Raw genomic sequence first — 13,470 nt, 5'->3', positions numbered from 1 at the left:
GTTTTGGGAGCATCGTGTGCACTTAAATAGGTGGACACGTGAACACTATCGAAGAAGAGGCACCGGTTGGAAGGCGTCGACGCCGGCGATATAGCGTCGAGTTCAAAGCCCAGGTGGTGGCAGCCTGCCGAAGACCGGGTGTATCGCTTGCGGCCATCGCCCTGGATCACAGGCTGAGCGCAAACCTGCTGCGACGTTGGGTGGAACAAGCCGAAGGGAATGCTCGGGTGCCCGTCGCGAGCAGCGATGTGGCAGTGCCGTCGGCACAGGCACCGGCATTTGTGCCGGTGCCGCTCGACACGATGAACGTTCGTCCGGCCGAGATCCGCGTCGAGGTGCGTCGCGCGAACCAGTCGATAACGATTAGCTCGCCGATATCAGAGGCAGCACAATGCGCCGCCTGGCTGCGTGAGTGGCTCGCATGATCCGCATTGATCAGGTGTGGCTGGCGGTCGAGCCGCTGGACATGCGGGCCGGCTTCGATACGGCACTTGGCCGGGTGATAACCGTATTCGGCGCCGCGCATCCACATCATGCTTATCTGTTTGCCAACCGGCGGGCCAACCGTCTGAAGGTACTGGTTCACGACGGGATTGGAATCTGGCTGGCAGCGCGACGGCTGAACGAGGGACAGTTTGTGTGGCCTCACCCTGGTAGGCGAACCGAAGCATCATGCGCTCACGCAGGAACAGCTCGAAGGTCTGGTGGTGGGTTTGCCGTGGCAGCGCATCGGTCCTAACGGCGTGATTCGCGTCGTATGACGCCCGCAAGGACGTAAACGGTGGCGCTTTCCCGGTCTCCAAAGTTCATGCAGACTCGTCTGCATGAACCTGCCCGCCGATCTTAACGCCCTCAGCCCGGAACAATTACGCGCGCTTGCCGCGCAGCTGATTGCCCAGGTCGAGGACAGGGAGCGGGAGATTCTCGAGAAGACCAGGCAGGTCGACGAGACGCAACGGGAGCTGCAGTACCGACAAACCCGTATCGACCAGCTGACCCAGGAGATCTCGATTCTCAGGCGCCAGCAGTTCGGCCGGCGCAGCGAACAGCTCAGCAGCGATCAGATGAACCTGCTGGATGAGGCGATTGACGCGGATCTCGCCGCTATCGAACTGGAACTCGAGCAGCTTCAGCCGGCAACGCCAGTCGACGAGCCACGTCAACAGTCCAAACGCGCATCGCTGCCTGCACAGTTGCCGCGTACAGAAATACATCACGAGCCTGAACCGCCCCGGGTTTTCCGGAGACTCCACTTCTTGAGAAAATGGAGCTATGGAAAACACGAAGAAGAAATCCCCAAGATACTCGCCGGAAGTGCGTGAGCGGGCTGTGCGAATGGTGCTGGAACATCAAGGCGACCGGGAATCGCAATGGAAAGTGATCGCGTCGATTGCGGCGAAGTTTGGCTGCTCGGGCGAGACGCTGCGTAGCTGGGTGCGCAAGGAGGAGCGGGATCGGGGTTTGCGCCCGGGCACGAGTACGCAGGAGCAGGATCGGCTCAAGGAACTGGAGCGGGAAGTACGTGAGCTTCGGCAGGTCAATGAAATCCTGCGCAAGGCGTCAGCGTATTTCGCACAGGCGGAGCTCGACCGCCGACCGAAGTGATGATCACGTTCATCGATGATCACCGGCACGTCTACGGGGTCGAGCCGATCTGCAGGGTGCTGCCAATCGCACCGTCGACGTACTACACCCATGTGGCTCGCCGCGCCAATCCTGACCTGGTGCCGCCGCGGGCCCAGCGTGACAGGATGCTCAAGGATGAGATCCGGCGCGCGTGGGAAGAAAACTTCCAGGTCTATGGCGCAGACAAGGTCTGGACGCAATTGAAGCGCGAAGGCATTGTCGTGGCGCGCTGCACGGTCGAGCGGCTGATGAAGCAGATGGGCCTGCGCGGCGTGGTGCGGGGCAAGACGGTACGTACGACAGTGAGCGATGGTTCGACGCCGTGCCCGAAGGATCTGGTGAAGCGGCAATTCACGGCCGAACGGCCCAATGCGCTGTGGGTTTCAGATTTTACCTATGTATCGAGCTGGCAGGGCTTCGTCTATGTCGCGTTCATCATCGACGTGTTCGCCCGACGCATTGTCGGCTGGCGCGTGTCGAGCTCGGCGCGCACGGACTTCGTTCTGGACGCACTGGAGCAGGCCTTGTACGAACGACAGCCGGCGCAGCAGGACGGGCTGATCCATCACAGCGACCGCGGCGTGCAATACGTATCGATCCGCTATACGGATCGGCTGGTCGAGGCGGGCATCGAGCCGTCGGTGGGCAGCGTGGGCGACTCCTACGATAACGCACTGGCTGAAACGATCAACGGCTTGTACAAGGCAGAGGTCATCCATCGCCTCGGACCGTGGCGCAATCTGCAGGCCGTTGAAATGGCGACGCTCGAATGGGTGGACTGGTTCAACAATCGTCGGCTCTTCGGCCCCATCGGCAACATTCCACCCGCGCAGGCCGAAGCCGCTTATTATGCAAATCTCGCTGGGTCTGCCGCCGTGGCATGACTCAAGCAAAATAGTCTCCGGGAAACCCGGGGCGGTTCATTTTCTGCACTGATTTTTGAAGTTCTTAGGTTTTTATCGCGGCTCATATGAATAATCTACCGATTGAGCCATGCCGACCTCGTCATCGACATCCATTGGCCGACCTGTAACAGTAGAGAGGTTGACAGGACAAATGCCGTTATGAGTAAGCCGTTGTGGGCCGGGTTAGGCTTCGAACCGGTCCGCGTCTTTACTGGGCGGCGGGATTTCATCCGCAGCAGCGTCTACCCGTCTCACAGCTCGTGGCTGCCCCTGAGTCGAAACAGCACGAATCGAGAACTATGGTAGCCCGACCCTTGCGCATTGCACCAAGACTGCACTATGCAAAAGGCGTCGCCTTCGCGGGGATGCTCTACTGCGCCTATTCTCGGATATCGCCTTGCTTGCGTTTTATTCTTGTCGCATCGAAATGATGTCGCGCAAGTCTTGCGTGATGACAGGTTGACACCCATCAAGAATCCTCGCATCTGCGTGTCTCACTTGGCGTCAATGTCGCTCGTGCCGTTGAGCTCCGCTAATGCTACGGCGAACAAGCCGTGGTATTTGTTGTGTCGGAAAGGAGACGGTTTAGGCAGTATGACTTTCCGTGATGTGGTGGCTGGCCCGCCGTGAGAAACCAGACGCGGGTTAGCATTGCTGCCAGAGCCGCATGGTGTGCACGAGGGCGACACCCGGCGATTTCCAGCACGGAGGCCAGCATGGGACACGATAGCACTGTGTACGTCGGTCTGGATGTCCACAAGGAATCCATCACGGCAGCCTCGTCGGGATAGGCGAGGTGGAATTGCTGGGCAAGATCGGCACTTCGAAGACAGACATCGATCGCCTGTGCCAGCGCATGCAGTCCAAGGCGACGCACGTTCGCATCGTCTACGAAGCAGGGCCATGCGGCTATGGCCTCTACCGGCAACTGGTGCAGAAGGGATTCGACTGCGTGGTATGTGCCCCGTCGCTGATTCCGAAGAAACCAGGCGAGCGGGTCAAGACTGACCGCCGCGACGCACTCAAACTCGTGCGCTCGTTGCGTGCAGGTGATCTCTCGTCAGTCTACGTGCCAGGCGTCGAAGATGAGGCATTCCGGGACCTGGCCCGCGCGTGGGCCGCCGCCAAAGCGGATCTCAAGCACGCGCGTCAGCGCCTCAAGTCGTTTCTGCTCTCTCATGGTATTCGTTACACCGGCAGCGCGAACTGGGGGCCGGCACATCGACGGTGGATCAGCACCTTCGTATTCCCCAACCACTGGCAACAACTGGCCTTTGACGAGTGCCGCCGCACCATTGAAGACAGACTCGCCCAATGCGACCGCCTCGAGGCGGCACTACGCGAGGCTGTCGTCAACTGGCGCTTCTATCCGGCCGTACTGGGACTGCAGACCATGCGCGGTATCCAGTTCACCACGGCCGTTGGCATGCTCGCCGAACTGGGTGACCTGTCGCGATTCGAGCATCCGCGACAGCTGATGGCCTGGCTCGGGGTGACGCCCTCCGAACACTCGTCAGGCGAGCGGCGCCGTCAAGGCAGCATTACAAAAACGGGAACAGTTATGCAAGAAAGCTGCTCGTGGAGGCTGCGTGGAGTTACAGATACCCCGCTCGGGTGAGCCCCGACATCCAACGCCGCCATGAAGGAATTCCGAAACCGATCATTGACCGCGCATGGGATGCCCAGCTGCGGCTATGCCGGCGATATCGCAAGCTCGCAGCGCGCGGCAAGAATGTGAACACCGGTGTGGTTGCCGTTGCGCGAGAGCTCTCAGGGTTTATCTGGGACATCGGCAGACTGGCGATGTCTCTCGCCATACCGAAAGATGCCAGGCCGGTCTGACACTATCTCATCTTAACGAGGACACGGAGAGTTTCCTGAAGGCGGCGTAGCCCGGCACCCGAGCAACCCGCGATTGGACTATGCAACACATCTTATGCGACTTGCGACTATAGGTAGCGGCAGGCTCATAGGGCGGACCACAGTAATGCGGTAACCAACCCGCGGATATCAGTGTGACCCACCGTCGAGACGTACTGCTACGTCGCCCTCAGGAAATTCAGATGTACCCAGACCGAGAACCGATCGCGATTGACACGGAAAGTCATATCAGTTCTAGGGAAAGTTTTTTGCCTGCATTTTCTGTCCGCGCGATCACCTTCTGGATCGGTACGTCAACCGGATGTGCCGGCACAGCATGACACATGCAGGAATACGCTCCGACAGATGCTCGCCGTGCACGTACACCGGCCAACGAGTAGGAGCGCGCACAAGTGGCGGAACTGGCGTGCCAGGTGCAGAAGGTAGCAACGGAAGAAACCCTGAAAGTGGCCTTTGCCGATCAGGGTTACACGGGTGACGACCCTGCACAGGCCGCGGGCGCTCAAGGAATTGATCTCCAGGCGGTAAGGTCGATGCAGCAAAAACGGATTTCACACCCGCAGGTCTGCACTTTGTCGGCTTCGCCACGCTTATGCTCGTCCATGCGATCCCAGTAATTCGAAGTTCATAACACCGTCCAGGGCTGATTTGCAGATAGATCATTTTTGCTCCTCTCAAGGAAGACTCGATCAGGCTTGGCCTTCCGCCATCATGGACAATCTGAAGAAAACGGTACCTGTAATCCACGACGCGCCTAGAGAAGCCATGAACAGAATCGCCTCGGCAACATCGGCCGGCTGGCCATTGCGACCACGCGGATCGAAAGCATTGAATGCAGGCCCGAGGTCGCACCGATGGCGCCGCCGAGCTGTTGCATCACCTTCGCGGCGGCCTGCGCCATGAAGAACGTGCCCTTAATTCGACCACCTCCGTCGCAGTGGCGGGACGGCTTTGCGGAGAGCTGAACCGCCGCCCGTGACAATGACTACCGTGGAAGAGAAATTATGTTCTGTGACTGTTCCTGAAAACGATGAAAACGGAAACGGCAACATGAAATGCCCTTGCTTTGCAGACCGATTTGAACATTCCTGGCCAGTCGACGTTACGCTCACAAATGAGATGTTTTGTTTGTCGTTGAAAGAAAATCTTTCTGTGCATGGCCGGCTCCCCCGGCCGCGCTGCGAGCCTTGGAGTCGAGCGCGCACCACCCGGGCTTCTCGGCTACTGCAATGGAACTGAATGTTACGCCCACCGACGTTGGTCAATTCGTTCGCAGCCTCGAAGAATGCCTCGACGTACCGCTGTTCCACCGCGCTACCGGCGGGCGATCGCGTCTTGTACTAACGGCCGTCGCCCTTCGGGCGCTCCCTGACATCCGCGAGGGGTTCGATCGGTTGAATCTGGGATTTGCGCGACTGAAGAAGGGGCTCGGCTGTGGGCGTGTTGACGGTGACCGTTAGGCCGGCGTTCGTCGCGAAATGGCTTCTGCCGCGCATTGACCGCTTCCAGAGCGCATGGGCAGAAACCGCGCGTGTCGACACCAGCCATCAAGTTGATGCATTTCAGAGCAAAGGAAGCCCATTATCCCGCCATACTCAAAGCACGCTGCGGCACATCGCATGACTGGACTGTCCGGCGCGCAATCGAGACAATCATCCGATAAGAACCAGAACTCTCTTTTGCACACGCAGTCAGCCTACCGCCGGCGGCTTTACCTGCAAAAACAAGCTTTTTCTCGATCGCGAATCATCAATATGATTGATGCGCTCAAAAAAATTAACGGCTTATACAAAGCGGATATACGCTGTTAGGATTCTCTCGTCGTCACCGCGGAGCCGAGTATGAGCGAAGATTTAGATGTCGTCCAAGCAAATCGTATCGACACTAGGGTTGAGCCAGTTAAAGGCGATGCGTTTGATGCTAACGCCCCTGATTCCGAGCCGTCTTCGCAACCTGTTGCCAGCGTGCTCGCGCCTGCCATGGCTATCGCATCGATGTACAGCGTGCAGCTTGGTGCTGCATTGTCGCGACCCGTGACAATCCAATACGGTACGCTCAGCACGACTTGGCTGCGTCTTTGTTTCGCGGGCTTGATGCTCGCGATCGTGGTGCGACCGCCGCTCCATACCTACTCCCGACAGCGCTGGATCGCCGCTTTCGTCCTCGGTAGCGCCATGGCTGGCATGACACTGTGCTACTTCGAAGCCGTGCAGCGCGTGCCTCTTGGTCTCGCAGTCGCCATCAGCTTCATTGGTCCCCTCATCGTCGCGACGGCCGGCATCCGCAGATTCCGGATGCTAGTGTGGCCCATGGTGGCGATGGTCGGCGTCGTCCTCATTGCGCGGCAGGACGGCATGTGGGCCACCTCGTTAACCGCCCTGGTCTTTCCTGTTGGGGCTGCGCTCGGATGGGCAACGTACATCGTGATGATGAAACGAGTCGGCACGCTGTTCGATGGCTTGGAGGGGCTCTCAATGTCGCTGATCGTCGCGGCCCTGGTCACCACGCCGTTTGGTCTTGCGCAAAGCGGTGGCCATCTGCCCGCCGCGCAATTGATTGACGCCGCGTATCTCGCGGTACTCGTGCCGCTCTTGCCCTACGTCCTCGAGATGTTCGCGCTGCGGCGCATGACGGCGTCCGCGTTCGGCATTCTGATGAGCATCGAACCCGCCATTGCTGCCGCAATCGGTTTTGTCGTCCTCGGTCAGCCTACGACGGTCTTGCAAAGCATCGGCACGTTGCTCGTGATCAGCGCCAGCATAGCCTGCTGCCGCCAAGCATAGGCCGGCGTTGCCGGCAGGTGGATCGTCGTCTCGCACTGCATTTTCTTCCGCGTCTTCGAATGTTGCCGAGACCCTAACTGCGGATGGTTCGCTTCGTCGTTGTATGTGTCGCGCTTGCGATGCTGTTTCCCTTCATGTGGTTTTACTGGAGACTGAAAATGGCCCACCAAGATCGTGCCCGTTTTGAACTGGTTGCAGACTGTGAAATGCAGGCGCTCTTTACCGCCTCGCCCGACACCGCCGCGTTTCACCGTGGCGAATGGATCGACCGCGAATACTATCGGCGACATCTCGTCGAGACAGTGCTGCGCATCCGCCTGAACAATGAAGTCGATGCATTCGCGCTCTACAAGATCGGCTTCAAGGACAATCAACTCGCGCAGATCCTCGCGCAATACCTCGCCGAGGAATACGGCCACGAAGGGCTCTTTCTGCGCGACATCGAAAAATTCGGTCTCACGGCCGAACAGATTGACACCATTGAGCCGCTCCACTCGACTAGGAAGCTGATCAATTATCTGTATCTCAGCATCGAACGCGATGGCCCATTGCCGACGATGGCGTGGAACTGGTTCGTCGAATGGTATTCGGGCCGCTACAATAAGACGATCACCGAGGCTGCGGGTCGAGCCTTCGGGCACCACACCGTTAAGGGTTCGCTTGGCCATATCCAATACGACGAATCGCACGACCACGACGATCTGATGTGGGGCGCCGTCCAGCGCGCGATCGAAGGATGGGGTGGCATCGACAAGGCCGAAATGCATCTTCGCAACTTCATCGGCTTGGTCGGCGATTACTTTGACGAACTAAAGGCAGAAACCGGGCGCCAGTCGGACGTGGTCGTTGCATGAGGAGCGCATCGTGGCTATTGTAGTAGTGGAGCCTGTCTCATCGGGCACTGCGCTGATCGCTGCAGCGCAGCGGCTCGGGCACCCGGTACACGTGTTTTGCGCAGATACCCACATCGTGCCGCCAACACACCTACGGACCGTGGCGTCGCTGACGAGTGTCGACACTGGCTCGGCTGATGACGTCGCTGCAGCAGTGCGGACAGTCGGGGGCATCGACGCGCTCGTTCCCGGCTTTGAGTACGCGGTCGACGTCGTCGCGCAGGCGGCCGCGCAATTGGGGTTGCCGCATCTACCGCCCGAAGCGGCCGCGCTCACACGTGACAAATACCGTAGCCGTCAGCGACTCAGCATGGCCGGGCTGGCTGTACCGCGTTTCGCGCCGATCGCAAAGCGTGGCGACGTCGCCCGCGCGGCGGCGCACGTCGGATTTCCGGCCGTCGTGAAGCCGGTCGATGGTTGCGGCAGCCTACTGGTGCGCCGCGTCGATTCGCTCGCGCAGTTGCACGCGACGATCGACAGCGTTGCGCATCGATCTGTTCAGGACATGGGCCGCGAAGTTGGTCAAGCGATGATGCTTGAACAGTATCTCGACGGACCTGAATATAGCGTGGAAGGCTACGTCGGTCCGCTCGGTCCGCGCATGCTTGCCATTACCGAAAAGATCCTCGGGCCCGAGCCCTACTTCGTCGAAATGGGACATGTGGTCGACGCTACGCTCGACGACCGCGACCGAGCTCGGCTTAGCGCGTATGTCGAAACGGTGGCGAGAGAGATCGGCCTGACGCTGGGCGTGTTTCATGCGGAAGTGCGCATGACGCGCGACGGTCCCACGCTGATCGAAATCGCCGCGCGGCTCGGCGGCGACCGGATCTACCGGCTGGTTGAGCTAGCTAAGTCAATCTCGCTACCGGAAGTCATGCTCCGTAGCTATCTCGGGGAATGGGACCCGGCCCCGGGATACTGCCACGGGCGGAGCACCCGGGTAAGCGGCGTCCGGTTTCTCGCACCCGAGGCAGCCGGGCCGTTCGTCGGTGTCAGCGGGCTTGACGAAGTGCGTGCGCAGCCTGGCTTCCAAGAAGCGGAAATCTATCCGCGCGCCGGCGACTGGGTATCGCCGCCGACCGACTTCCGTGGCCGGCTCGGCCACGTGCTATTTACAGCGCCCGATCGCCCCACGCTCGAACGCCGACTGAACGGCGCGCAATGCGCGCTCGAAATGGGGTTGACATTCAAGGTCCATTAAAGGACGAGTCGCGATGACGTATACCCCCTTCCCCCGCCGTACCCGCAGTGTCGTAATGAATCGCTGGTCCGACGATTTTGCCGCCTATCACCGATACATCGATCACGATGCGCACGACGTTGCCTATCTGTGCACACCGGAAGGCGCGAAAGCTCTCGAAGCGACGCGCATCTCGCACATCGAGATCCTCCCGGACTTCAACGATATACACAGGCTGCGCGTGGCGTTCGACGCATGCCGTACGAGGCTGAACGGCGTCGACCGACTGATCGCGCTGTCCGAATTCGACTTGCTCGCCGCGGCACAGCTGCGGGAAACTTTCGACGTCCCGGGCGACCGGCCCGCCACCGCAGCACGCTTTCGCGACAAGACGGTGATGAAGCGCGTCGTCAGTGCGGCCGGTCTGCGCGTGCCGCAGTTCGTCGAATTGAACGATCGGGAGGACGCGCTCGCCACTGTCGCCGGATTGCGGCATCCGCTTATCGTCAAGCCGCGAACCGGCGCGGCAAGCATGGGTGTCCACCGGGTCGATTCGGTGGAACAGTTCGGTGCGCTCCTGCCCCGACTTACGGGCACTTCGTACGAATGCGAGGAGTTTATCGAAGGGCCGATCTATCACGTTGACGGTATCGTCTCGAGCGGCAAGCCGTTGCTGATCCGGGCGTCGCGCTACCTTAACTCATGTCTTGACTTCGCCAATGGCAAACCGCTCGGGTCGATAATGTTGCAGCCTGGACCGTCGAACGACGAACTACTCGCGTTCGCGCAAACGAGTCTCCGCGCTCTATCGCTGGTGGACGGCGCCTTTCATCTCGAAGTGATTCGTGGCTCCGACGGCCTGTATTTCCTTGAGATTGGCGCGCGCGTAGGCGGCGGCGAAATTCCGTTCCTGTTCCGCGATCTCTACGGCATTGACATCTTCAGCCTGTGGGTCCGTCAGCAGCTCAACTACGGGACGCCGCTCGCATCCGAGGCAGGCGTGGGTGCAGCGGCCCGCTCCACCGAGCTAGGAGGGTTTCTGCTGCTCCCCGAGGCGACCGGCAGCCGCCTCTTGCGAGCCGTTGTCCCGGACGGTATCGCACCGCTGTATGCGGCCATTACGCCGAAGGCAAATCATGTCTTCGACGGCAAGGGCGGCTACGACAAGATCCTCGGCCGGTTTCGCTACCGCGGTCGATCGGAAGATGAGATTGATGCAGCGATCGCCGCGACCTTGGAGCGCTTCCAGTACGAGCTCGGCGATATCGATGCCCCTAGCCGCCCCGCTTGGCCGCGCGGGCATTGGCATGATGGCTATCCGTTGCCCGAAAATGCGCCATCACGCTGCCGATGAGGCGCTCGTTGGAAGGAGAGAATGAACGCGACGAAATCGCTTTACCACGGCCAGCGGTTCCCTGCTGTTATGATCAGCTGCGCTGTTGACGGACACTTCTCGTTCGGAGCGAGGCGGCGTACTCAGGTACGGAACCGACGATTCGTTGCTGGCATGTCAAGTCCGGCTATCGATTGGCTCGGTGCGCTAGGGCGGTTCGGTAGAAACCTCGCAGCACTAGGAATTTAGAAGTGGTGTTTGTGACGCCGCGCGACGAGACGTATGTGGTGGGGAAACTGCTCGATGAGCAGGACACGCAAACCCGGCGTGTTGGAGCAAAGCGTCGCCGACCAATCGCGCAGCTATCCCGCGGCAGGTGGGAATTCCTAGACTCCCTAGGGCTAAGCGCATTTTTATCAAAGCGGCTGCACGCGTGATCTGCCGACCCGTAACCGCGGACGTCAGATGTTCCCTTTCGAGATACGCGTCGCACACAATCGCTAAGCCCCTTTCGTCAGCGCTTAGTGCTGCAGACACGGAGGAACGCGGCCTGTTATTTCGCCATAGTCAAACAGCGCATCGGCACATGGTACGGCTGTACGTTCCGGGAGCAATCAAAACAATCATATAGTAAGTATTACTACTGTTCACACAGGGAGTGCAGATGGGCACCAACCTGACAGCGCCAGGTTTGCCGCAGCGCTCGATAAGAACGCGCGTCGCCTTAAATTGGTGGAACGTCGATTCCGCCTGAGTGAATTGCAGGTGCATGACGGGACTGGTTGCGTCATCGACATACACACCAACAGCGTGCACGGTGGACCGCGGTCCTCGAGCTAGCGGTGATCCCGCCATCAATCTGGATGAACTCGTCCAAGCGCTCCTATCGTGTGCGTGACTGGTAGACCGTCGGCGGATGCAGTCGACGCAGGATCCACAGGCCTTCGCTCGTCATTCGATATGACCCCTTTCGTCGCCCTGCGGACTCTGAGATTCCCGTGGCTTCTCCAACGCTAGGGGCCGGCCCAAAATCGGCGTATCAACCGCGGATAATCGTGAGCACGATCGGAACGAGGCATCTCGACAGCGTCTCGCTGCGCGGGATTTGTGTCCGGAAACCAGTCCACGGCCCAAATTCCGAGCCGCACAACAAGCCGGCGAATCTGCCGCGCCGTCAGTTCCGGCCGTTGCGCGGAACGTTAGCGGTTTCAGCTTGCTATCCACCACGACGTTCAAAATGGTATGGAATTGTCCAGCGGGCGCATCGCGACCGTTCGCTCTGTTGCTGCAGCCATTAAAGCTCCCTGGAACTGGACCTCCGACGGGCTACACGCTTGCGATGAACGCCGGTTTTCCATTGGCAAAACCCAGACGTTCCGGGTGTAGTCAAGACCTCACCGAGCCTTCTCGACGGTTTCATCATATGTTAGAACCCTTGCCCGGACAGCCAGTGTCAGATACTTTTGCTAGGATTTCCATAAACCATACAAAGGTGCGATGCAAGTGGCCATTGCGGCGTCGCGGCGCTCTTGTGCGGCAATTACCCTATGGTTCTAACTGAACCGCCCCGGGTTTTCCGGAGACTCCACTTCTTGAGAAAATGGAGCTATGGAAAACACGAAGAAGAAATCCCCAAGATACTCGCCGGAAGTGCGTGAGCGGGCTGTGCGAATGGTGCTGGAACATCAAGGCGACCGGGAATCGCAATGGAAAGTGATCGCGTCGATTGCGGCGAAGTTTGGCTGCTCGGGCGAGACGCTGCGTAGCTGGGTGCGCAAGGAGGAGCGGGATCGGGGTTTGCGCCCGGGCACGAGTACGCAGGAGCAGGATCGGCTCAAGGAACTGGAGCGGGAAGTACGTGAGCTTCGGCAGGTCAATGAAATCCTGCGCAAGGCGTCAGCGTATTTCGCACAGGCGGAGCTCGACCGCCGACCGAAGTGATGATCACGTTCATCGATGATCACCGGCACGTCTACGGGGTCGAGCCGATCTGCAGGGTGCTGCCAATCGCACCGTCGACGTACTACACCCATGTGGCTCGCCGCGCCAATCCTGACCTGGTGCCGCCGCGGGCCCAGCGTGACAGGATGCTCAAGGATGAGATCCGGCGCGCGTGGGAAGAAAACTTCCAGGTCTATGGCGCAGACAAGGTCTGGACGCAATTGAAGCGCGAAGGCATTGTCGTGGCGCGCTGCACGGTCGAGCGGCTGATGAAGCAGATGGGCCTGCGCGGCGTGGTGCGGGGCAAGACGGTACGTACGACAGTGAGCGATGGTTCGACGCCGTGCCCGAAGGATCTGGTGAAGCGGCAATTCACGGCCGAACGGCCCAATGCGCTGTGGGTTTCAGATTTTACCTATGTATCGAGCTGGCAGGGCTTCGTCTATGTCGCGTTCATCATCGACGTGTTCGCCCGACGCATTGTCGGCTGGCGCGTGTCGAGCTCGGCGCGCACGGACTTCGTTCTGGACGCACTGGAGCAGGCCTTGTACGAACGACAGCCGGCGCAGCAGGACGGGCTGATCCATCACAGCGACCGCGGCGTGCAATACGTATCGATCCGCTATACGGATCGGCTGGTCGAGGCGGGCATCGAGCCGTCGGTGGGCAGCGTGGGCGACTCCTACGATAACGCACTGGCTGAAACGATCAACGGCTTGTACAAGGCAGAGGTCATCCATCGCCTCGGACCGTGGCGCAATCTGCAGGCCGTTGAAATGGCGACGCTCGAATGGGTGGACTGGTTCAACAATCGTCGGCTCTTCGGCCCCATCGGCAACATTCCACCCGCGCAGGCCGAAGCCGCTTATTATGCAAATCTCGCTGGGTCTGCCGCCGTGGCATGACTCAAGCAAAATAGTCTCCG

General features: G+C 59.8%; 8 protein-coding genes, 6 pseudogenes and 2 other annotated features. Of the genes and pseudogenes, 13 read left to right on the top strand and 1 reads right to left on the bottom strand.

The features are described 5' to 3' along the window. Positions 1-38: 38 nt before the first annotated feature. The 7 genes and pseudogenes from tnpA to QFZ94_RS40880 all read left to right on the top strand — a co-directional run. On the top strand, positions 39-425 hold the full coding sequence (gene tnpA, locus QFZ94_RS40910; protein WP_429463767.1) for an IS66-like element accessory protein TnpA: 387 nt from the start codon (positions 39-41) through the stop codon (positions 423-425). Continuing rightward, positions 422-598 (top strand): annotated as a pseudogene (gene tnpB, locus QFZ94_RS40905) (IS66 family insertion sequence element accessory protein TnpB); the annotation flags it as partial. The gene tnpA and the pseudogene tnpB, both read left to right, overlap by 4 nt. A 37-nt stretch (positions 599-635) precedes the next feature. Then, a complete protein-coding gene (locus tag QFZ94_RS40900) occupies positions 636-761 on the top strand; it encodes a hypothetical protein (RefSeq protein ID WP_410853385.1) in 126 nt (41 codons plus the stop codon). A 63-nt stretch (positions 762-824) separates the two neighbouring features. Beyond that, positions 825-1,226 (top strand): annotated as a pseudogene (locus QFZ94_RS40895) (IS66 family transposase); the annotation flags it as partial. 46 nt (positions 1,227-1,272) lie between these two features. Beyond that, positions 1,273-2,510, top strand: a protein-coding gene (locus QFZ94_RS40890; RefSeq protein WP_429458928.1) for an IS3 family transposase whose coding sequence is annotated in 2 segments (ribosomal slippage) — positions 1,273-1,576 and positions 1,576-2,510 — 1,239 coding nt in all. Because the reading frame shifts where the segments join, the coding sequence is not laid out codon by codon here. Then, positions 1,563-1,679: a sequence feature (AL1L pseudoknot), on the top strand. (Overlaps the previous gene by 117 nt.) 737 nt (positions 2,511-3,247) lie before the next feature. Continuing rightward, positions 3,248-4,373: pseudogene (locus QFZ94_RS40885) on the top strand (IS110 family transposase). A gap of 401 nt (positions 4,374-4,774) precedes the next feature. Next, positions 4,775-4,960 (top strand): annotated as a pseudogene (locus tag QFZ94_RS40880) (IS5/IS1182 family transposase); the annotation flags it as partial. 141 nt (positions 4,961-5,101) lie between these two features. Here QFZ94_RS40880 and QFZ94_RS40875 read toward each other — a convergent pair. Beyond that, positions 5,102-5,251 (bottom strand): annotated as a pseudogene (locus tag QFZ94_RS40875) (SDR family oxidoreductase); the annotation flags it as partial. Between the two features lie 285 nt (positions 5,252-5,536). On the opposite strand from QFZ94_RS40875, the pseudogene QFZ94_RS40870 reads away from it, so the two are divergent. The 6 genes and pseudogenes from QFZ94_RS40870 to QFZ94_RS40845 form a co-directional block, all read left to right on the top strand. Then, positions 5,537-5,987, top strand: a pseudogene (locus tag QFZ94_RS40870) (LysR family transcriptional regulator); the annotation flags it as partial. Positions 5,988-6,391: 404 nt separating this feature from the next. Further along, positions 6,392-7,195 carry an EamA family transporter gene (locus QFZ94_RS40865; protein WP_429464304.1) on the top strand — a complete coding sequence of 268 codons (804 nt, stop codon included), beginning with the start codon at positions 6,392-6,394 and terminating at the stop codon, positions 7,193-7,195. Positions 7,196-7,353: 158 nt separating this feature from the next. Continuing rightward, the gene (locus tag QFZ94_RS40860) at positions 7,354-8,049 is read left to right on the top strand and encodes an iron-containing redox enzyme family protein (protein WP_410850860.1); all 696 of its coding nucleotides are present in this window, start codon (positions 7,354-7,356) and stop codon (positions 8,047-8,049) included. A 139-nt stretch (positions 8,050-8,188) separates the two neighbouring features. Further along, complete coding sequence (locus QFZ94_RS40855; RefSeq protein WP_429463765.1) at positions 8,189-9,292, top strand: ATP-grasp domain-containing protein; 1,104 nt, start codon at positions 8,189-8,191, stop codon at positions 9,290-9,292. Between the two features lie 220 nt (positions 9,293-9,512). Then, positions 9,513-10,625: an ATP-grasp domain-containing protein gene (locus QFZ94_RS40850; protein WP_429463762.1), complete on the top strand. Its 1,113-nt coding sequence runs from the start codon at positions 9,513-9,515 to the stop codon at positions 10,623-10,625. Positions 10,626-12,212: 1,587 nt separating this feature from the next. Then, positions 12,213-13,450, top strand: a protein-coding gene (locus tag QFZ94_RS40845; protein ID WP_429458928.1) for an IS3 family transposase whose coding sequence is annotated in 2 segments (ribosomal slippage) — positions 12,213-12,516 and positions 12,516-13,450 — 1,239 coding nt in all. Because the reading frame shifts where the segments join, the coding sequence is not laid out codon by codon here. Beyond that, positions 12,503-12,619 (top strand) — a sequence feature (AL1L pseudoknot). It overlaps the preceding gene by 117 nt. Positions 13,451-13,470: the final 20 nt, after the last annotated feature.

The sequence above is a fragment of the Paraburkholderia sp. JPY465 genome (assembly GCF_050436725.1).
In the GTDB taxonomy this organism is placed as follows: domain Bacteria; phylum Pseudomonadota; class Gammaproteobacteria; order Burkholderiales; family Burkholderiaceae; genus Paraburkholderia; species Paraburkholderia youngii.
This window is presented reverse-complemented; position numbering and strand designations above follow the sequence as displayed.

Coding starts and splice junctions, on each gene's coding strand:
- QFZ94_RS40865 (WP_429464304.1), top strand. CDS start 6,392: ATGGCTATCGCATCGATGTACAGCGTGCAGCTTGGTGCTGCATTGTCG.
- QFZ94_RS40860 (WP_410850860.1), top strand. CDS start 7,354: ATGGCCCACCAAGATCGTGCCCGTTTTGAACTGGTTGCAGACTGTGAA.